At 31.2% G+C, this 20,637-nt stretch carries 18 protein-coding genes; 8 read left to right on the top strand and 10 right to left on the bottom strand.

The features are described 5' to 3' along the window. Window positions 1–135: 135 nt before the first annotated feature. Entirely contained in the window at window positions 136–1,731 is a 1,596-nt protein-coding gene (aceB, locus tag N534_RS0103045) for a malate synthase A (RefSeq protein WP_051435828.1), read from the bottom strand. A 155-nt stretch (window positions 1,732–1,886) separates the two neighbouring features. On the opposite strand from aceB, the gene N534_RS0103040 reads away from it, so the two are divergent. The 8 genes from N534_RS0103040 to N534_RS0103005 all read left to right on the top strand — a co-directional run bounded on the left by N534_RS0103040 (window position 1,887) and on the right by N534_RS0103005 (window position 11,670). Beyond that, entirely contained in the window at window positions 1,887–3,365 is a 1,479-nt protein-coding gene (locus N534_RS0103040) for a helix-turn-helix domain-containing protein (protein WP_028891069.1), read from the top strand. Between the two features lie 58 nt (window positions 3,366–3,423). Continuing rightward, a complete protein-coding gene (locus N534_RS0103035) occupies window positions 3,424–5,067 on the top strand; it encodes an acyl-CoA carboxylase subunit beta (RefSeq protein WP_028891068.1) in 1,644 nt (547 codons plus the stop codon). 15 nt (window positions 5,068–5,082) lie between these two features. After that, entirely contained in the window at window positions 5,083–7,074 is a 1,992-nt protein-coding gene (locus N534_RS0103030; protein WP_038005265.1) for a DUF3352 domain-containing protein, read from the top strand. A 57-nt stretch (window positions 7,075–7,131) separates the two neighbouring features. Next, window positions 7,132–7,854, top strand: coding sequence for a YebC/PmpR family DNA-binding transcriptional regulator (locus N534_RS0103025; protein ID WP_028891066.1), 723 nt, complete (start codon window positions 7,132–7,134; stop codon window positions 7,852–7,854). Window positions 7,855–7,943: 89 nt separating this feature from the next. Next, entirely contained in the window at window positions 7,944–8,546 is a 603-nt protein-coding gene (locus N534_RS0103020) for a hypothetical protein (RefSeq protein WP_028891065.1), read from the top strand. Between the two features lie 113 nt (window positions 8,547–8,659). Beyond that, window positions 8,660–9,379 (top strand): glycosyltransferase family 2 protein, encoded by a 720-nt coding sequence (locus tag N534_RS0103015; protein WP_028891064.1) that lies wholly within the window; start codon window positions 8,660–8,662, stop codon window positions 9,377–9,379. After that, the gene (locus N534_RS0103010) at window positions 9,379–10,035 is read left to right on the top strand and encodes a lipid-A-disaccharide synthase N-terminal domain-containing protein (protein ID WP_028891063.1); all 657 of its coding nucleotides are present in this window, start codon (window positions 9,379–9,381) and stop codon (window positions 10,033–10,035) included. Before N534_RS0103015 ends, N534_RS0103010 begins: the two co-directional genes overlap by 1 nt. An 18-nt stretch (window positions 10,036–10,053) precedes the next feature. Next, a complete protein-coding gene (locus N534_RS0103005) occupies window positions 10,054–11,670 on the top strand; it encodes a glycosyltransferase family 39 protein (protein WP_028891062.1) in 1,617 nt (538 codons plus the stop codon). 75 nt (window positions 11,671–11,745) lie between these two features. Here the strand turns inward: N534_RS0103005 and N534_RS0103000 are convergent, their stop codons facing one another. From N534_RS0103000 to N534_RS0102960, 9 genes are all read right to left on the bottom strand, one after another. Next, entirely contained in the window at window positions 11,746–13,521 is a 1,776-nt protein-coding gene (locus tag N534_RS0103000; protein ID WP_028891061.1) for a VWA domain-containing protein, read from the bottom strand. Window positions 13,522–13,620: 99 nt separating this feature from the next. Then, window positions 13,621–14,709 (bottom strand): AMP-binding protein, encoded by a 1,089-nt coding sequence (locus N534_RS0102995; protein ID WP_028891060.1) that lies wholly within the window; start codon window positions 14,707–14,709, stop codon window positions 13,621–13,623. Window positions 14,710–14,727: 18 nt separating this feature from the next. Then, window positions 14,728–15,651, bottom strand: a complete 924-nt coding sequence (locus tag N534_RS0102990; protein ID WP_028891059.1) for a CPBP family intramembrane glutamic endopeptidase — start codon at window positions 15,649–15,651, stop codon at window positions 14,728–14,730. A gap of 2 nt (window positions 15,652–15,653) precedes the next feature. Further along, window positions 15,654–16,691 carry an o-succinylbenzoate synthase gene (locus tag N534_RS0102985; RefSeq protein WP_028891058.1) on the bottom strand — a complete coding sequence of 346 codons (1,038 nt, stop codon included), beginning with the start codon at window positions 16,689–16,691 and terminating at the stop codon, window positions 15,654–15,656. A 12-nt stretch (window positions 16,692–16,703) separates the two neighbouring features. Further along, window positions 16,704–17,222: an SRPBCC family protein gene (locus N534_RS0102980; protein ID WP_028891057.1), complete on the bottom strand. Its 519-nt coding sequence runs from the start codon at window positions 17,220–17,222 to the stop codon at window positions 16,704–16,706. A gap of 22 nt (window positions 17,223–17,244) precedes the next feature. Beyond that, entirely contained in the window at window positions 17,245–17,922 is a 678-nt protein-coding gene (locus N534_RS0102975) for a metal-dependent hydrolase (protein WP_028891056.1), read from the bottom strand. A gap of 52 nt (window positions 17,923–17,974) precedes the next feature. Further along, the gene (locus N534_RS0102970) at window positions 17,975–18,799 is read right to left on the bottom strand and encodes a DUF4349 domain-containing protein (protein ID WP_081728267.1); all 825 of its coding nucleotides are present in this window, start codon (window positions 18,797–18,799) and stop codon (window positions 17,975–17,977) included. Window positions 18,800–18,814: 15 nt separating this feature from the next. Then, entirely contained in the window at window positions 18,815–19,765 is a 951-nt protein-coding gene (menA, locus tag N534_RS0102965; RefSeq protein WP_038005260.1) for a 1,4-dihydroxy-2-naphthoate octaprenyltransferase, read from the bottom strand. A 57-nt stretch (window positions 19,766–19,822) separates the two neighbouring features. Next, window positions 19,823–20,602, bottom strand: coding sequence for a (Fe-S)-binding protein (locus N534_RS0102960; protein ID WP_028891053.1), 780 nt, complete (start codon window positions 20,600–20,602; stop codon window positions 19,823–19,825). Window positions 20,603–20,637: the final 35 nt, after the last annotated feature.

The following is a 20,637-nucleotide window of genomic DNA, read 5'->3' as shown; positions in this document are numbered from 1 at the left end:
GATAGCTCGCCCTCTTAAATGTTGCCGCATTTTTGAGGGCTTTTTTTACTCGATAATCGAGATTAAATATTTCAAGTTTAGTCTGTATATTAAGATATTTGTTTACATAAGAACTTCTTCTCTAAATAGTTTATACTACAAGTATTTATACGCTGGTAAGGTTAAGAATTCAACAAATTCTTTGTTTAAAATTAACTCGTCAAATAATTGAATAGCTAATTCAAATTTCCCGTTGTTGTATCTGTCTTCACCTACATAACTTTTTATTTTTTTTAATTCTTCTTTTTTAAATTGCTCATACATTCCTTCTGTAAATGTTCTACCATCTTCAAGCATTACGCTTTTATGCAACCATTGCCATACTTGTGTTCGAGATATTTCAGCTGTTGCTGCATCTTCCATTAAGTTATACAAAGCAGCTGCTCCTTGCCCCATTAACCAAGATTCTATATACAGAATTCCAACGTTAATGTTTTCTCGTATACCATTTTCAGTAATTGTACCTTCAGGTAATGCCACTAAATCTTCTTCAGTAATAGTTAAATCTTTTAGCTTTTTATCTATTTGATTTGCATTAGGCATTGTTTTATTAAAAACATCCATTGCAATTGCTACTAAACCAGGATGAGCAACCCAAGTTCCATCATGACCATTCTTAACTTCTTGCTCCTTATCATTCTTCACCTTTGCAAAAGCTTCGTTATTTAACGCTTCGTTATTCTTTACTGGAATTTGTGCAGCCATTCCTCCCATAGCATGTACACCACGTTTATGACATGATTGAATAACTCGTAACGAATATGCTTTCATAAATGGACTACTCATGGTTACTTGTGATCGATTTGGCACTATAAAACCAGCATGATTTCTAAACTTTTTAATGTATGAGAAAATATAATCCCAACGACCACAGTTTAATCCAGCCATATGATCTTTTAACTCATAAATAATTTCATCTAACTGAAAACTTGCTGTAATTGTTTCAATTAACACTGTTGCTTTAATTGTTTTTTGTGGCACTCCTAAATATTCTTGTGCAAAGACAAAAACATCATTCCACCAACTTGCTTCTTTGTAATGCTCTAGTTTAGGTAAATAAAAATAAGTTGCACTTCCTCGCTCTTGTAACGTTTTGATATTATGGAAAAAGTACAAACCAAAATCAACCAAAGAACCTGACATTTCTATTCCATCAATCAACAAATGTTTTTCGTTTAAGTGCAATCCTCTTGGTCTTACTAATAAAGTAGCTACTTTGTCTTTCAACTCATAGCTCTTATCTTTTGCAGCGTTGTAAAATGAAATTGTTCTATTTACTGCATCTCGTAAGTTCACCTGACCATCTAAAATATTTTGAATTGTAGGTGAATTACTATCTTCAAAATCTGCCATAAATGTTTTTGCTCCAGAATTTAAAGCATTGATAATCATCTTACGCTCTACTGGTCCTGTAATTTCTACTCTCCTATCTAACAAATCTTCAGGTAACGGAGCACATACCCAATCGCTTTCTCTAATTTCTTTCGTTTCTAAAGGAAATGTTGGATTATTTCCTGCATCAAAATGAGCTTGTTCTATTTCTCTTTCAGCTAATAACTGAAGTCTTTGGGTGTTAAACTTTTCTTGAAGTTGAATTAAAAACGCTTTGGCTTCATTAGTTAGAACACTTTTATACTCGGCTTGATTAAAACCTACACATTGAATTTCTTTTGCTAAAACATCTTGATTCATATCTATTTATTTTTTCTTATTGATTGACAGTTCAATATTAAAAAAAAGAACTCAAACAAAAAAGCGAACGTTCGCTAAAAATAAATAATTTACTAATTTTTATTAATTCGCTAAATTTTATACCTTTGAATTACGAATCTTTTAATAAAAACACCTTGGAAGAAGAATATATCAGATTAGTTTTCGGATTAAAGCTTAAGCAAATACGCACAGATAAAAACCTATCACTCTTTGGATTAGCTAAACTAACAGGATTATCAAAATCATATTTAAACGAAATTGAGAAAGGAAAAAAGTACCCAAAAACTGATAAAATTGTTATTCTTTCTGAGAAGCTAGAAGTGCCTTATGACCATTTAGTTTCCCTAAAGTTAGATAAAAACTTAGCGCCAATTGGTGAAATTTTACAATCGAAAATTTTAAAAGAAATCCCTTTAGATTTATTTGGCATACAAGAAAACAACTTGATTGATATTATTGCGAACGCCCCTGCTAAAGTAAATGCATTCATTAGTACTATTATTAAAATAGCTCAAAACTACAATTTAACAAGAGAGAGCTTTTTTCTTGCTGCATTACGTTCGTACCAAGAGGCACACAATAACTATTTTGAAGATATTGAAACAAAGGTTACTGACTTTATTAAAGCATACCAAATAAACCCAAACAAAGCTATTACTTCAAGAGACTTAGAAGAAATTTTAATTGAAGAATATGGTTATACTATTGATAGTGAAGAACTATCTAAACATCAAAAACTATCTGAATTAAGAAACATCTATATTCCAAAAAATAAAACATTACTTATATATAATGATATAAACGAAGCGCAGAAAACATTCATTTTTGCTAAAGAAATAGCTTATAATTATTTACAGATAGAAAACAGATTATACACCTTTCCTTGGATTAAATTTGACAGTTTTGATGAAGTATTAAACAATTTTGTTGCTTCCTACTTTGCTGGTGCTTTAATTATTCCGAAAGATGATTTAATTCAAAAATTAACACAGCTTTTTTCTTTAGAAACCTGGCAACCTATACAATTGCACAAAATTATTAGAAGCTATAACTGTTCTGATGAGACATTCTATCAACGTTTAACTAACATCCTACCAAGACATTTTAATATTAAAAATTTATTCTTTTTGCGTTTTACACATAAAGAAGGCTCTCCTGTACATAGACTTTCTAAAGAGTTACATATTACTCAGCAACAATCTCCTCATGCAAATCGTAATAACGAACATTATTGTAGAAGATGGATTGCTATCAAAACAATTCAGGATTTAGAAGTATCAGAAGAAAAAAAATCTGCTTACGGAATTCAGATATCTTCATACGAAAACTCTCAAAAAGAATACTTAGTACTTTCTGCAGCTACTGCAGACCCTTTTAAAGAAAAAATTAATCGTAGCGTGAGCATAGGCATGTTACTTTCTCCACACTTAAAAAGAAAACTTCATTTTTTTGATGAAGATACTTTTATTAAAAAAACAGTGGGGGTAACTTGTGAAACTTGTGCTGTACAAAATTGTAACGAACGCGTAGCTGAACCGTATATTTTAATGAAGCAATCTAGAAACAAAGAAATAGAAAACACTGTTGAAAACATCATTCAATCGTACACCTAAACACCTTGTTTTATACATTGATTTTCTTATTTTAGCACACGCAAACAAATAACTTACCATGGATCTTAACTTCAATAAAAACGAAGACCACAATAAACTTTTAGTATCAGATTTACGCAGACGCTTTGCCAAAGTAAAATTAGGTGGCGGACAAAAACGTATTGATAAACATCATGAGAAAGGAAAATTAACTGCTCGTGAACGTATTGATTACTTATTAGACGATAAATCTAAGTCTATTGAAATTGCTGCATTTGCAGGTGAAGACATGTATCAAGAACACGGTGGATGTCCTTCTGGAGGTGTAGTTGTAAAAATGGGATATGTTAGCGGTAAGCAATGTATTGTTGTTGCTAATGATGCTACAGTAAAAGCAGGCGCTTGGTTCCCTATTACAGGAAAAAAGAATTTAAGAGCACAAGAAATAGCCATTGAAAATAAACTACCTATTATCTATTTGGTAGATTCTGCTGGAGTGTACTTACCAATGCAAGATGAAATTTTTCCTGATAAAGAACACTTCGGAAGAATTTTTAGAAATAATGCTGTAATGAGTAGCATGGGAATTACCCAAATTGCTGCCGTTATGGGAAGCTGTGTTGCTGGTGGAGCTTACTTACCTATTATGAGTGATGAAGCTTTAATTGTAGATAAAACAGGAAGTATTTTCTTAGCCGGTAGTTATTTAGTAAAAGCTGCTATTGGTGAAACCATTGATAATGAAACGTTGGGTGGAGCAACCACACATTGTGAAGTATCTGGGGTTACCGATTACAAAGCAAAAGATGATAAAGATGCTTTAGACACCATTAAAAACTTAATGGATAAAATTGGAGATTACGACAAAGCTGGTTTTAACCGTAAAGAAGCTTTCCCTCCAAAAGAAAATGAAGATGATATTTTCGGAATTTTACCAAAAGCTCGTAATGAGCAATACGATATGATGGAAATCATTAAACGTTTGGTAGATAATTCTGAATTTGAAGAATACAAGGCCGGTTACGGTCAAACAATTATTACAGGATACGCTCGTATTGATGGATGGGCTGTTGGTATTGTTGCCAACCAACGTAAAATTGTTAAATCAAAAGGTGCTAAAACGAAACCTAGCGAAATGCAATTTGGTGGTGTAATTTATAACGATTCAGCCGATAAAGCTACTCGATTTATTGCTAACTGTAATCAAAAGAAAATCCCGTTAGTTTTCTTACAAGATGTTACTGGTTTTATGGTAGGAAGTAAATCTGAACATAGCGGAATTATTAAAGACGGAGCTAAAATGGTGAATGCTGTAAGTAACTCTGTAGTTCCTAAGTTTACGGTGGTTATTGGTAACTCTTACGGAGCAGGAAATTATGCTATGTGTGGTAAAGCCTATGATCCACGTCTTATTTTTGCATGGCCTAGTGCTGAATTAGCTGTGATGAGTGGAGCCTCTGCTGCCAAAGTATTATTACAAATTGAAACAGCTGCTTTAAAGAAAAAAGGAGAAGAAATTACTCCTGAAAAAGAAGCTGAATTATTTGACAAAATAAAATCGAGATATGATAATCAAATATCTCCTTATTATGCTGCAGCAAGAATTTGGACAGATGCTGTGATTAATCCTCTAGATACTAGAACTTGGATTTCTATGGGAATAGAAGCTGCTGACCACGCTCCTATTGAAAAGCCTTTTAACTTGGGAGTGTTACAAGTTTAAAACATAGAAAGCAGCATGAAGAGGAAGGTATTTTGGGCTATTATTGCCCTTGTAATTGGTTTTGTAATCTATCAGGTTTATATTTTCACCTTATCTGAAAATGACAATATAAAATCTATTTACTTAGTTCCTGATGATGCTGTTTTTATAGTTGATACTGAAAGACCTATTGATACTTGGGATGAAATAAGTTCAAGTCAAATTTGGACACATCTTCAAAAGAATCAACAAATCAATAAACTATCTGAAGGTATAAATAGTTTAGATGAAACCTTTAAAGCAAAAAAGGAAATTTTCGACTTTATTGGAGAACGTAACCTAGTTATTTCTGTACATGTATTTAGCCCAAAAAAATACGGGTTATTATATATTGCTGATTTACAAAAGTTTTCTAAACTTATCTTTTTAAAAAGGGCTATCAGTAATTTAGCTGGCGAAGGTTATAAAGTTACCAAACGAGTATATAAAGAACATGAAATTATTGAACTTTACAATAAAGAGACACGGGAAACCTTACACCTTTCCTTTATCAAAAATCAGGTAATTGCTTCCTATACTCATATTCTCGTTGAAAAATCAATAGACCAATACGTATACCCTGTTATTGGTCGTGATGTAAATTTTGTAGAAATAAAAGAAAAAACAAATAACGATGGCTTTTTTAACATCTATCTTCAACATAAATATCTAAAAGACTATTTAAATTGTTTTACAAGTTCTAGCAATTTAGATTTCTTAAACAAAGAAACTTTTTTCTACACAGGGTTAGATATATCAATTATAGAAGGAGTTATAGTTCAAGCCACAGGTTATACAAATGTTGATAGCAACTCACAAACCTACCTAAAAGTATTACAAAAATCTGGAGTTGGTAAGCGTAGTGTTGCTAAAATAGCTCCTAAAAATACATCTTTATACCTTAGTTTCGCTTTTGATGATTTTAAAACATTTAATAGCAACTTAGAAAAGCTTCAACAAGAAAATCCAGCTGAATTTAAAATGTATACTGATCAGCTAGCTATGATTGAGGATAAATTAGATATAAATGTGTCTGAAAATATTTATAGTTGGATTGGTAGTGAAATAGCTTTAATTCATTTTAATACTGAGCTCTCAAAAAACAAAAAAGATATTGCCGCTATTATTAAAACTGATGATATTGATGATGCTAAAGAAAATCTTCAGCTTATTCTTTCTAAAATTAAAGAAAATACCCCTTTAAAATACAAGCAAATAAATTATAGAGGCTACCCTATTAACTTTTTTGATTTAAAAGGATTCTTTAAAATGTTAGCTGGAAATATGTTTTCTAAAATGGAAAAGCCTTACTTCACCATCATTGATGATTTTGTTGTTTTTAGTACTAGTCCTAATACTATTAAAGAAATCATTAATAATCACTTAATAGGGTACACACTTGAAAGTTCTGAAAAGTTTAACGATTTTAATTATCATTTTGAAAAGAAATCTAGTGTATTTGCTTATGTAAACACTCCTAACTCATACAAAGATCTTTTAAGCTTGGTTGATAATAAAACCCGACGTCAACTTCAAAAAGACAAACCTTTTATTACATGTTTTTCTCAAATAGGCTTACAACTTATTTCAGAAGAAGATCTATTTAAAAGTAATCTTTCCTTTGTTTACGAGCATCCAGATGAAATTGAAATCAACAATAAAAAGGAAGAGGAATTAAAAAAGAAGTTACTTGAAGAATTAATTCCTTATAAAGACTCTATAAATACTCAAAGTTCAGCAAACTTTTTCAATCTTCCTCCTATACATCCGTCAGATTTAAGTGCTAAATCATATAAAGAATTTTATGGAAACGGAAACATCAAATTTGAAGTAGATTTAAACGATGGTTTAAAAGATGGTTCTTATAAATCTTACTATGAAAACGGAAATATAAAAGTCAAAGGGCATTATAAAAATGATAAGCAAAGTGGAACTTGGAAAGCTTATGACGAACAAAAAAGTAATGTAATTTTCAAAAAACAATTTTAATTGTAATATTTTATAGCATTAATTACATTTGCCAAGCAAAATTAAAACAGAATACACATGGGAAGAGCATTCGAATTTAGGAAAGCAAGAAAGATGAAACGTTGGTCAGCTATGGCTAAAACCTTTACTCGTATTGGTAAAGATATTGTTATGGCAGTTAAAGAAGGAGGTCCTAACCCCGAAACCAACTCTCGTTTACGTGTAGTTATTCAAAATGCGAAAGCTGCCAACATGCCAAAAGACAATGTTGAGCGCGCTATTAAAAAAGCATCTGATAAAAACACAGAAAACTATAAAGAAGTATTATTTGAAGGATATGCGCCTCACGGAGTGGCTGTTTTAGTTGAAACTGCCACCAACAATAATAACAGAACAGTAGCTAATGTTCGTGCTGCTTTTAATAAGTGTAACGGTAACTTAGGAACTTCTGGTTCTGTAGCTTTTATGTTCGACCATGTTGTGAACTTCAAAATCAAAGAAGAATCATTAACAATGGACTTAGAAGAGTTTGAAATGGAAATGATTGACTTTGAAGTTGAAGAAGTATTTACTGATGAAGAAGATAATTCTATAATGTTATACGCTCCGTTTGGTCAATTCGGATCTATTCAAAAATATTTAGAAGAAAACAATATTGAAATTATTTCATCTGAATTTGAACGTATTCCAACTACAACTACTGCCCTTTCTGAAGAACAAAAAGAAGAGGTAAATAAACTTTTAGAAAAATTAGAAGAAGATGATGACGTTAACAACGTGTATCATTCTATGGAAGAATAATTATACTTCATCTCTATAAAACCTAAAAATCCAACGATAATATCGTTGGATTTTTTTATATATTTACTCCAACCAAACCTCTCATAATCATGATATTCTACGGAACTAAAGGGACACATTTACACAGCGAAAAAGTTAGCGGTGTAAAATGTACCCATTGCGAACAGCAAAATGCTCATACCATTAGTATTTTTGGTAAATATTTTTATATCTACTGGATTCCAATTTTTCCTCTGGGTAAAAAAGGAGTTTCTGAATGTAACCATTGTAAAGCTACTTACGAACGTAAAAACATGAGCGAACAGTTAAAATTAGCTCACGACAATGTAAAACGGAATACCAAAACTCCATTTACACACTGGATAGGTTCTCTTTTGGCTGGTGTTCTTATACTTTTTGTAATTTACTCTGTAAAACAACATGATAAAGATGTCGATATCTATATCAATAATCCCAAAGTAAATGACATTATTAAATATAAATCTTCCAAAAAAGCTTACTCTACTATAAAAGTTACAAACGTAACTACCGATTCTATTTTCTTTGTGGCTAATTCAATGGAAATTAGTAAAAGGAGTAAACTTTATAAAATAGATAAAGAAGAAAATTACAATGCTGAACGATTTGGTATGAGTTTATCTGACTATAAAGATGCTTTTGACAACAATGATTTTTTAGATGTTAATAGATAACAAGAATTATTTAAACTATTTAGATTCTAACTTTTACAAATAGTAAACTCAAAATCTAATTTTTTTTTTTATTATTTGTACTTTCGCACGGTCATACCAAAACAAACTAGTCTATGGATTATAGAATGACTATCATCATTCCAGTTTTTAATGAAATTGATAATTTAGATAGAATACACAGTACATTCACTGATTACTTTTCTAAAAGCAAAACTAAAAGTAAAGTTTTATTTATTGATGATGGTTCTACCGATGATAGCTTCAATAAAATTTCTAAAATCTGCACAAACAACCCTGACTTTGAATACTTAAAATTTAAAGAAAACTGCGGATTAAGTGCTGCTATAAAAGCAGGAATAGATCATATAAACACCGAATTAATCGGGTACATTGATGCCGACTTACAAACTACTCCTTATGACTTTGACATCTTATTAGAAGATATTGATAATTATCAAGCAGTTATTGGGTATAGAGGTAAAAGAAAAGATACTTTAAGTAAAAAAATACAATCGTTAATTGCTAACAGCATACGCCGTAGTTTAATTAACGACGGAGTTATTGATACTGGTTGTCCGTTAAAAGTACTTCGTACTGATATTGCTAAAAAAATTCCTTTCTTTAAGGGAATGCACCGTTTTATTCCTGCCTTAATTTTATTACAGAATGGAAAAATAAAGCAGTTAAAAGTGCAACATTTTGAGCGCATAGCAGGTACTTCTAAATTTAACATTTTCAATAGATCTTTAAAGGCGTTACGTGATACTTTTGCTTACCGATGGATGCGAAAAAGTTATATAAACTACACTATTGAAAAGTCTAAAATTAGCTAATGAGCGACTGGCTTTCATATAAATATTTTGTATACATTATCGGTTTTGCTGCTCAGATTTTATTTTCAGCAAGATTGCTATTACAATGGATTCAATCTGAAAAAGTAAAAAGAGTATTAACACCTGAATTGTTTTGGCAATTAAGTTTAATTGCTTCCTTTTTACTATTTGTTTACGGTTGGTTACGAGACGATTTTGCCATTATGTTAGGGCAATCGCTAACCTACTTTATTTATATTAGAAACATGCAATTACAAGGATCATGGATAAAACTACCTAAATTCGTACGTGGTTTTTTACTTATTTTTCCTTTTTTGATTGCCTTATACTCTTTTAAGAATAACCAAATTGATGTAGAGCGATTGTTCCGTAATGAAGATGTTCCTATTAACTTACTAATCTGGGGAAGTATTGGTCAAATTATTTTTACGTTGCGTTTTGTGTATCAGTGGATTTATTCTGAGCGTAAGAAAGAATCTTCATTACCATTAGGGTTTTGGTTATTAAGTCTCGTTGGCTCTCTAATGATTTTAAGCTACGCTATTATCAGAAAAGACCCTGTATTATTTATTGGTCAATTATTCGGTTTTGTTATTTATATCAGAAACGTTTTTATCTTATTAAAACAAGATAAAGTGTTAAAAACTAACTCATAAACTTATTCTATTTTCAGAATGAAAAACAAACTAACTTTTAATATCTTTTTAGTAATCGCAACTATTAGTTTACTCATTAACGTGGGTTCGTATGGGGTTATTGAAAGTAGCGATGCTAGATATGCCGAAATTGGTAGAGCTATGCATGTCTCTGGTGATTATATGCATCCTAACCTGTTAGATGTTCACCATTATCACAAACCTCCATTTACCTATCAAATTACAGCGTTAGGTTACAAAATATTTGGTATTAATGCTTTTGGAGCTCGTTTCTTTCTACAACTAGCTGTTTTACTTCAACTTATATTAGTGTATCGTTTAAGTATTTCATTATTCAACAATAAAAAAACGGCACTTTGGTCTGCTATTATTTATTTTAGTTTTCCGTTGGTTTTAATGTCTTCACGAAACTTAACAACCGACGCTTTTTTAGCAACCTTTGCTTTATTAAGTATTTATAGCTGGGTAAAATATCGCCAAACGGGAATTATAAAATGGCTCTATGCCTTTACCTTGAGTTTAGCTTTAGGCTTTTTAACAAAGGGACCTGTAATATTTATTGTTCCGGTAATTTTTATTTTATTTTATAATCGTACAGAAAAATCGAAAAGAAGCTTTTCTATACATCATATTGCAGCATGGTCATTATTTTTAGCTATTGCAGCATCTTGGTTTGTATATTTAGGCTATAGTAATCCTGCCTTTTTAGATTATTTCTTAGGAAAACAAACCGCAGATAGATTCTCTAAAAATGCCTTCGGAAGAACAGAACCTTTTTGGTATTTCTTAGCTTTTGCTCCACTAGTTGGTTTACCATGGTTTTTAGCATTCATTTATTTACTTAAAGATCAAAAAGAGCTATTGAAAACAAAAACAAGTCATTTCGCTATGCTAATGGCATTTATAATTCCTTTGATTTTCTTTTCAATTTCTTCTTCAAAACGAATTTTATACATCTTACCATTATATGGCTTGCTTGCTATTTTAATAGCCGATTTATTTTCACGAATCAATACAGAAAAAATTAAACCTATCAATGGTTTTATTCTTGGTTTTTCTAGTTTAATTCTATTAACTTTTATAGTAGCTCCATTTATCAATACTGGAATGAATTTTCCGTATTATTTAGCTATTGCTAGTTGTACTGTCGCAATCATAGTATTCTTTATTTATAAATCTAAAGAAGAAGTTAAATTTAAGCCCGTACTTACCTCTTTTGTTGTGACGGTATTTTTATTGATCAGTGCTTCAACTATTTTAGCTAAAAATGAATTAAAAGTAAATGCTTCAAAACCTGTAACAGACTTTATTATTAGTGAAAATCTTAATTCTAGAGATATTTTAGTCTATAACATCAGAAAGTCATCAATTGCTTTTGGGTTGAATAAATCGATTATTTCTTTATACGATGGGCATGAATCTTTAAACAGAGAAACTCAGTTTGAAACTGATTCAAATTGGAAAAATCACTTAATCAATCTTAAAGATGCTACTGAGTTAGAAAGTTTACATGAAATTGTAGAAAAACCTAGTGTGCTAATACTTTATAAAAAGCAACTTCCAGAAAGGTTAGATTGGTTAGCATCCAAATATTCCTATAAAAAAGAAATGGGAAAATGGACTATCCTATACTAACGATAAAGTTATAAAAAATTTATATTTGAGTAATATTTATAAAAAAACAGGGCTTTTAGCCCTGTTTTTTTGCTTTTAATTATATGTTTTAATCAATCTAACGAATTCTGACCTATAACCGTCCTTATCTTCTCCTAACTCTCCCTCTACCAACTTAAGAACATCTTCTATTTTAGATTTGTTTTTGAATTTTGATTTACTTAACTGCATCCCAAATAATGCTACTGCTGAAATAAAGTTCATATCATTTGTGGGTGCCAATACTTCATCTTTTACAATTTTTACTAACTCTATACTTTTTGTTTCTTTTGGTAGTTTATACCTAAACTTCACAGTTAGCAATTCATCATCAAAATTATCTAACTTCTTATTTTGAGTGTATTTTAACTTAGGTAAATTCTTTAAAAATTTACTTTTTACTCCTACAGGAATTACCTCATACAATGCTGTTACTGTGTGACCACTTCCCAATTCTCCTGCATCTTTTGTATCGTCTACAAAGTCTTCATCATTTAATAATCTATTTTCATATCCTATTAAACGATACGCTTGCACTTTCTTTGGATTGAATTCTACCTGAATCTTCACATCCTTTGCTATTGTATGTAAAGTACCTCCAAACTCTTTACCTAATACTTTTTGTGCTTCTTGCATCGTATCGATATATGCATGATTTCCATTTCCTTTATCTGCTAAAATTTCTAGTTTATCATCTTGATAATTTCCATAACCAAAACCTAACACTGATAGAAATACTCCTGATTTTCTTTTTTCTTCTATTAACTCTTCCATCTCAGCATTGCTTGAAGCTCCTACATTAAAATCACCATCCGAAGCTAAAATAACACGGTTATTTCCATCTTCTATATAATTTTCCTTTGCTAGTTTATACGCCAACTCAATTCCTTCCCCTCCTGCTGTTGAGCCTCCTGCTTCTAATTGATTCAAAGCCTCTACTATTTTTCCTTTTTCATTTCCTGATGTAGGTTTTAAAACTACTCCTGCTGCCCCTGCATATACAACTATAGCCACTCTGTCTTTTTCTCTCAACTGATTTACCAACAACTTAAAAGCTGATTTTAATAACGGTAGCTTATTTTGTTCTGACATAGACCCTGAAACATCTATTAAAAAAGTTAAGTTTGATGCTGGTAACTTCTCTTGCTTGTACTCTTTTCCTTTTAATCCGATTCTTATCAACTGGGTGTCTTTATTCCATGGAGTAGTAACAACTTCTGTATTGATTGAAAAAGGGTGTTTTCCTGTAGGTTGTGGATACTTATAATCAAAATAATTAATCATTTCTTCAATCTTAACTGCTTCTTTTGGTACTTTTTGACCGTTATTTATCATTCTTCTTATATTACTATAAGAAGCTTTATCAACATCAATAGAAAATGTAGACAAAGGAGAATTAATTGGGCTTTTAAAAACATTCTCGTTTCTTCCTGCATACGAATCTCTACTTTCGATTTGATTATGCCCTCTTATTTTAATTTTGCCCACTGAAAATCTTTTTCTTTTAAAAATACCAAGCCCTTTCGTAATTACAACTTCTTCTAAAAGATTATCGCTCTTCATTATTATATTAATCACAGAACTTTCTTTTACCTTTTCTTCTAGAGTTTTCATACCTACAAAAGAAAACACTAGTACGTCTCCTTTATTAGCAGAGATAGAATATCTTCCATCAAAATCAGTTTCTGTACCATTGGTAGTTCCTTTTATCACAATAGTAACTCCAGGTAATGGACCAGACTCATCTGAAACTACACCTGTTATTGTTCTTTGTTGTGCTACAAGTGTTATTGAACTCAACAATAACATTGCATAAAATAGTTTTTTAAACATAGCTTTTCGTTTTAAAGTTTACTTAAAACTACTCAACTCTATACTTCTATAAAAACATAAATGAGGGAATAGACTTATTGGAAAAGTGAAAGATACTTTTTAGTGAGGTAAAATTTTAGCGAGTGTTTTTTTACGTTGGATTTTTTTTGTTTCTGTCTCAACAAATTCTTCTACAAAATAAATTTCTTTAGGAGTTTCGTATTTAGAGAGCTCATTAAGATTTCTCACTTTGTTCGAAATGACACTATCTTTCTCTCCTTCTATTACTAAAATTAATTTCTCTCCTAGTTTTTGATCAGGAACACCAGCAACAAAAAAACGATTTGAGATGATTTTAGATAGTTTTTCCTCTATTTTTTCTGGATGCAGCTTAACTCCTCCAGAATTAATTACATTGTCATAGCGCCCTAACCATTCAAATTCTGTTTCAGAAATTAAATGAACTACATCATTTGTTACAATTCTTTCCTCAGATACTTTAGGCGCATCAATTATCAAACAATTTCGATTGTCTTGTGAAAGGTATACGTTGGGTAATGTTTTATAGTGAGGTGTTTCATTATCAATAGATTGCTTCGTCATTCCTCCTCGCAATGGTGCACAGTTATTTAAACTCTTAACTGCGATATGTGTAATTGTTTCCGTCATTCCATAGGTAGCGAAAACTTGAGTAGACAGGTTCTGAATTGCTGAAATCAAGTCATTAGATACCACTCCTCCTCCTACAATTAGTTTTTTAACCTTATGTAAATCTTTTAACGAGTTTTGCAACTGCATTGGTACCATTGCAGAAAAATCATACACTTTATCCATTCCTTCCAATGGATTAGAAATTGCTTCTACAACATCAAGCTTCCACCCTAACGTTAATGCTCGGACTAACATCATTTTTCCTGCAATATAATCGGTAGAAAGACATAATAAAGCAGTGGTATTTTCTTTCAAACCAAAAAAAGTTCCCGTTGCCTCAGCTGAGTTTTTCATAAACTCTTTTTTTAACGGAATTGGTTTCGGTCTTCCTGTAGATCCTGAAGTTTGAACTATAATAAAATCTTCAGTATTAAACCAATCTGATAAAAATGAAAAGACAGAATTATTTATTCTTTTAGAAAAACTTAAGAGTTCTTCTTCTGAAGAAAAAGACTCTCCATTTAACTGAAAACTTTTATGAAAGGTATTTTTTTTCACAATATCATGATCAATTCATTATTGAATTTCTTTAGTAATCACTGGTTTTTCAATCTTACCAAACAACTTTTCTTTCCAGTTTTTCCAGCCATATTTTTTTTGCAAAAACATTATATATAACGGATAAATGAAAAACACAGGAATAATCATTTGATATATTAAATTCGGTTCAGAATGATCAATAAATAAGGCGTCAGTTTGAAAAACTGCCCAATTTGAAGCTACTAAAACAGCCGCTGCAATATTATTTGCTGCGTGAATTCCTAAAGCTAGCTCTGCTCCTTCATCTAACAAGGTGATAATTCCGAATAAAAAACCTGTACCAATATAAAAACCCATAATTCCGTAACCTAACTTGGATACTTCTGGATTTAAAATATGCATTAAACCAAACAACGTTGAAGTTACGATTAGTGGAACCCATCTAGTCTTAGTTAAAATTCCTATTCCTTGCATTAAATAACCTCTAAACAACAACTCTTCTAACGATGTTTGAATCGGAATTAAAATGATACAAATCGTTAATAATAGAAAAAACGGAACTGGTTTAAAATTCCACACGAATTCTTCTGGTGCTAACAAATAGCCTATAAAGAGAAAAAATACCGTCATTAAAAACCAAGTAACAAAACCATAAAAAAAGCGATTCCAATCTACTTTCTTTCTACTTGTTACTACAGAAGTGAATGACCGTAAATGCACGAACTTCACAAATACTATCAACAAAACTAAAAGTACTGCAAATGGTATTAAATTTTCAATTAGGAAAATATTTTTGTTTCCTTGAAAATTGGCTGTATCTTCCATTAACCCTTTATATACTTCTGGTAATAAAAAATAGATTGCGAAGTTTAATAAAAAAGGAGACATTACTATTAAAATTGTAAGTAACCACCTCCACCAACTATTTTCGCCTTTATATACTTGTTGTATAAAATCCATTGTTAAATATTAAAGTCCCAATGTTTATTCGTGTTATAACCTAAGCTACCATTTGTAACTTCTAACGGACTTTCTATGTTATTTGTAAACAAACTTCCTGTTCCCAGTCCTTGTGGTAATGGATTATTCAACGTGTACGTCCATTGTGCTATGGCATTTAATCCAATATTACTTTCTAATGCCGAAGTAATCCAATTACCTGCATTATGGTTTGTTGCTATTTGAATCCATTCGTTACTTCCTTGAAAACCTCCAACCAAGCTTGGTTTTAAAATAATGTATTGAGGTTGAATTGTAGTAATACATTTTTCTTTTTCTTCGGAAGTAAACACGCCTATCAACTCTTCGTCTAAGGCAATTGGCAACGGAGTTTCCTCACACAATCTCGCCATTTCTTGCCACTGACCTTGTTTGATAGGTTGTTCTATTGAATGTAACTCTAACTCGGCTAATCTTTGTAATTTTTCTAAGGCTTTTTTTGGTAAGAAAGCTCCGTTAGCATCTACTCTTAACTCTATTTCTTTGGCTGAAAACTCTTTTCTGATAGACTGCAACAATGCTATTTCTGTATCGAAATCAATAGCTCCAATCTTCATTTTTATTGTTGTAAATCCTTGCTTTAACTTATCCTTTATTTGTTGTTGCATAAAGGATTTGTCACCCATCCAAATCAATCCGTTTATTGAAATTTGCTCTTTTCCTTTAGAAAAATCTGATGGAAATAATTCAAACGGATTTTCACTTTCTAATGATAAAAAGGCTTGTTCTAATCCAAATTGAATCGATGGGAAGCGTACCAATTCTGTCAATAAAATATCTAATCCAAGATTAATATTGTTACATACCCACTGCAATTTCTCCTCATAATCAGGTCTGTCATCAGCACTTAGTCCACGAAATAAACCACATTCACCAAAGCCTTGTTTTCCTTCTCTTTCTAAAACTAAAAACCAAGTTTCTTTGGTTCTTAAAATTCCACGAGAAGTTCCACTAGCTTGTTTAAAATTCAATAAATATTTTTGATAGATAGCTTTAATCAACTGTTTATTTTTTTAGTTATGAGCTTCAGATGCTTTTTTAAATTCGTCTAAATATTGTTGACTCATTTTTTTCAATGCTCCTTTAAAATACGGGAACAAACAACTCATTACGTACGACTCACTTGTACAGGTAGTTGTTTGTACTATCTTAGTTATATTTCCTTCAGAAGTAAATACATAATCATCTGTTTTTAACATATTTTCTGCATCGAAATGAAAAGTAAGTCTTTCATTTTCTTCAAAAGCTAATACTTCTTCAGTCATAGTCACCAATTTCCCTTGGTTTTCAACTACAACTTTATATGTACTTCCTACTTTATTTGGCTTTTCTTCTAATACATCAATCGATTTTACTTCTGGCATCCATTGCTTCATCAATTCTACATTTTGAAAGTCGGCAAAAACTTCTTTTACAGGCTTGTTAACCGTTATCTCATTCGTGTATACGACCTCTTGAACAACCAATCCTGTTAAAAAAAACGCAAGAATTAAAGCAGTTATAATTCCTAAAATTATTTTGATTTTTTTCATACTTCTAACCTAAAACAACCTCTTAAATAGTTATTGTTTCTCCAATTTCTAAAATCACTAATTCTTTTTTAGCTTGTGTAAACTTTTCTTTCGCATCATCAACATCAATTGTTATTGGAGGGAAAGTGTTAAAGTGACAACCTATTACTTTATTACAAATTACCAAATCACTTGCTATAATAGCATCATCTACTCCCATTGTGAAATTATCTCCTATTGGAAAAATTGACGCTGTAAGGTTTGTTCCCATCGGTATTAACTGCATATCCATAGTAACAGCTGTATCACCTGAAACATATAACGACTTTTCTCCTGCTGTAATTACAAATCCACCTGGTTGACCACCATAACTTCCATCGGCAAAAGACGAAGTATGAATAGCATTTACATATTTAGCAGAAAATGTATCGTTTGTATAAGTACCTCCATGATTTACTGGGTGTCCTTTTAAATCCTTAGCACCATAATACATAACAATTTCGTAATTTGAAACTATCGTAGCTCCTGTTCTTTCTGCAATACGCTCAACATCTAATACATGATCTTGATGCGCATGTGTAAGTAATATATAGTCTGCTTTTACTTCATCAACATTAATGTGCGATGCTAAAGGGTTTCCTGTTATAAAAGGATCAATTAACACATGAGTTCCATTAATTTCTACTCCAAAACACGCATGACCGTAAAAAGTGATTTTCATCTATTTGTTTTTAGTTTTAATATGATAAGATATTACCTTAAACTCTAAGGTTCTATTCTTTCTTTCGTTTAATTCGCTTTTTTATAAATATAATTAGGATGATGATTAACAATATGAATGGCCAAATATTTACCAAACCAATAAAGAACCATTTTATATTATCTATTCCACTACCAAAAGCTTCTGTTAAGCGTTTTCCATAACTTTTTGAATATGCTTTGCTTATTTCTGTTTTATAAAATCGGATTGTTAAGGTTGAATAGGATACCTGGTTTTGCAAATACTTCAGGCGACCTTCTATCGATTCTATTTCTGATCTTACATTGTTTAATTCTCTTTCTACTTCTATAATTTCTTTTACTGAAGACGCTTTTTTTAATATCTCACTATAACGCTGTTCTAACTCTTTTTTTACTTTTAAACGAACTTCAACATCTAAGAACTGCTCAGTTACATCATTTACCGATATATTCTTATTATCGAATCGTGAAACTTTTGATGAAATTTCATTTAAAAAATCATCAAAACTTTTAGAAGGAATTCTAACCGTTAAATTTGTTGTTATGCTTTGTGAAGATTTGTATTCATTATCCGTAGCAATATAACCGTTGTATTTTTTTAATACTTGTTCTATATGGCTTCTTGTTGCAGATAAATCACTTGTTTCAAAAGATACATCTCCTGTTTTAATTAATTTTCTTTCAACTACTGGAGCTTCATTATTTCCTTTTAACTCAACTGATTCTTCTACTTCTTCTATAGTCGCTACATCTCTTAAAGCACTGTTACTGCCATAAGATTCAAGGTTTTTACTCCCGTCATTACAAGCTGTTAGTAAAACAAAAGCTACAAAAAGATTTAAAATTTTTTTCATCATATTTTTTCAGGGAAGTTACAAAATTTGCCCCAATCCAAATAAAATTGAAAATAAAAAGGTACTTAAAGCTACTTTTTTTAGCTCACCATCTAACAAAGCCTCTTCTTTATTTTTGTATACAAAAAATAGGTGTTTAGCTAAAGGAATGTAAGCTATAATAAATAAAAATTGAGTTGGTGAATGATACTTTGTAACTACGTATAACAATGCAAACACGAAAGATGCTATAATTAAAAAATAATGATACATTTTTGCCGATTCTGCCCCCATTTTTACCACTAGCGTATTTTTTTCTGACACCGCATCATTCTCTCTATCTCGCATATTATTTAGATTTAGTACCGCAGTACTTAACAATCCTACGGTAATTGCTGGTAGAAAGATTGTAAAGTTTAGCTGTTTTGTATACAGGAAGTAAGTTCCAACTACGGCTAACAATCCGAAGAAAACAAATACAAAAACATCTCCAAATCCGCTATAACCATAGGCTGATTTACCTACCGTGTATTTTATTGCCGCAACAATAGAAGTAATTCCTAATCCGAAGAAGATAACCGAGTATAAAAAGTTGTCTTTTCCAAAAGAGATATAAATGAGTAGCAAAGCAATAATAGTCGTAACGACCCCTGTAACAATCATTGCATTTTTCATTTGTTTTGGTGTAATTGCTCCTGAAGCTACCATACGTGCTTCTCCTTCTCTTTCATTATCCGTACCTTTTACTCCGTCTCCATAATCATTAGCAAAATTAGACAATACTTGAAAACCAATTGTTGTTAGAATTGCTAGCCAAAATATTGAGGATTCCAGAATACTTTTTCTTCCAACACAAATAGTTGTATTAAAAAGGGCTGAGGACACTTTCAAAAAAGAGTCATTTAACCCTAGAAAAGCTCCAATAATTATTCCTGAAACAGAAAGTGGTAGAGTACGTAAGCGAGCCGCTTTTATGTAGTTTTTAATCATTCTTAAAAAATAAGATTCCCGCTTTCGCGGGAATAACACAATTTATATTTTTTGCTATTACAAATTATTTGCCTCTGCAATTAATTCAGCAATATCTTTTACTTCTATTTGTGCTTCTTTCTCTTTAAATTTAACACCGTCAGTCATCATGGTATTACAATAAGGACATCCCGTAGCAATAATCTGCGGATTTGTTTCTAAAGCATCTTCTGTTCTTAACACGTTGATATCCTTATCTCCTTTTTCTGGTTCTTTAAACATTTGTGCTCCTCCAGCACCACAACATAATGCCGTTGATTTATGACGCTTCATTTCCGTCATTTTTACTCCTAAACGACGAATTAATTCACGCGGACTTTCATATACATCATTTGCGCGACCTAAATAACATGGATCATGATACGTTAAACGCTTACCTTTTAAATTTTCATCTTCAACAGTTAAACGTCCTTCTTTAATTAACTTGCTAATATATTGAGTGTGATGATATACTTTATACTTTCCTCCTAATCCTGGATACTCATTTTTTAAGGTATTAAATGAATGTGGATCACAAGTAACAATTGTTTTTACTTCGTAAGCGTTTAAAACTTCAATATTAGTAACAGCTTGCATTTGAAATAAGAATTCATTTCCTGCACGTTTTGCTGCGTCCCCTGTTGAACTTTCTTCGGTACCTAATACAGCAAAATCTACATTAGCTTGTTGTAATATTTTTACGAATGCTCTTGTTATTTTTTTTGCTCTATCATCATAACTTCCTGCAGCTCCTACCCAAAACAACACTTCTGGTTGCTTTCCTTGAGCCATCATATCTGCCATTGTTGGTACGTTCATAATTCTTTATCGTTTAATTGTTGAACTGTTTTGTT

Source organism: Tenacibaculum sp. 47A_GOM-205m (assembly GCF_000518405.1).
GTDB lineage: Bacteria > Bacteroidota > Bacteroidia > Flavobacteriales > Flavobacteriaceae > Polaribacter > Polaribacter lutimaris.
This window is presented reverse-complemented; position numbering and strand designations above follow the sequence as displayed.

Coding starts and splice junctions, on each gene's coding strand:
- N534_RS0102975 (WP_028891056.1), bottom strand. CDS start 17,922: ATGAAAATCACTTTTTACGGTCATGCGTGTTTTGGAGTAGAAATTAAT.
- N534_RS0103015 (WP_028891064.1), top strand. CDS start 8,660: ATGGATTATAGAATGACTATCATCATTCCAGTTTTTAATGAAATTGAT.
- N534_RS0103020 (WP_028891065.1), top strand. CDS start 7,944: ATGATATTCTACGGAACTAAAGGGACACATTTACACAGCGAAAAAGTT.
- N534_RS0103025 (WP_028891066.1), top strand. CDS start 7,132: ATGGGAAGAGCATTCGAATTTAGGAAAGCAAGAAAGATGAAACGTTGG.
- N534_RS0102980 (WP_028891057.1), bottom strand. CDS start 17,222: ATGAAAAAAATCAAAATAATTTTAGGAATTATAACTGCTTTAATTCTT.
- N534_RS0103005 (WP_028891062.1), top strand. CDS start 10,054: ATGAAAAACAAACTAACTTTTAATATCTTTTTAGTAATCGCAACTATT.
- N534_RS0102990 (WP_028891059.1), bottom strand. CDS start 15,651: ATGGATTTTATACAACAAGTATATAAAGGCGAAAATAGTTGGTGGAGG.
- N534_RS0102970 (WP_081728267.1), bottom strand. CDS start 18,799: ATGATGAAAAAAATTTTAAATCTTTTTGTAGCTTTTGTTTTACTAACA.
- N534_RS0103030 (WP_038005265.1), top strand. CDS start 5,083: ATGAAGAGGAAGGTATTTTGGGCTATTATTGCCCTTGTAATTGGTTTT.
- menA (WP_038005260.1), bottom strand. CDS start 19,765: ATGATTAAAAACTACATAAAAGCGGCTCGCTTACGTACTCTACCACTT.
- N534_RS0103010 (WP_028891063.1), top strand. CDS start 9,379: ATGAGCGACTGGCTTTCATATAAATATTTTGTATACATTATCGGTTTT.
- aceB (WP_051435828.1), bottom strand. CDS start 1,731: ATGAATCAAGATGTTTTAGCAAAAGAAATTCAATGTGTAGGTTTTAAT.
- N534_RS0103000 (WP_028891061.1), bottom strand. CDS start 13,521: ATGTTTAAAAAACTATTTTATGCAATGTTATTGTTGAGTTCAATAACA.
- N534_RS0103035 (WP_028891068.1), top strand. CDS start 3,424: ATGGATCTTAACTTCAATAAAAACGAAGACCACAATAAACTTTTAGTA.
- N534_RS0102960 (WP_028891053.1), bottom strand. CDS start 20,602: ATGAACGTACCAACAATGGCAGATATGATGGCTCAAGGAAAGCAACCA.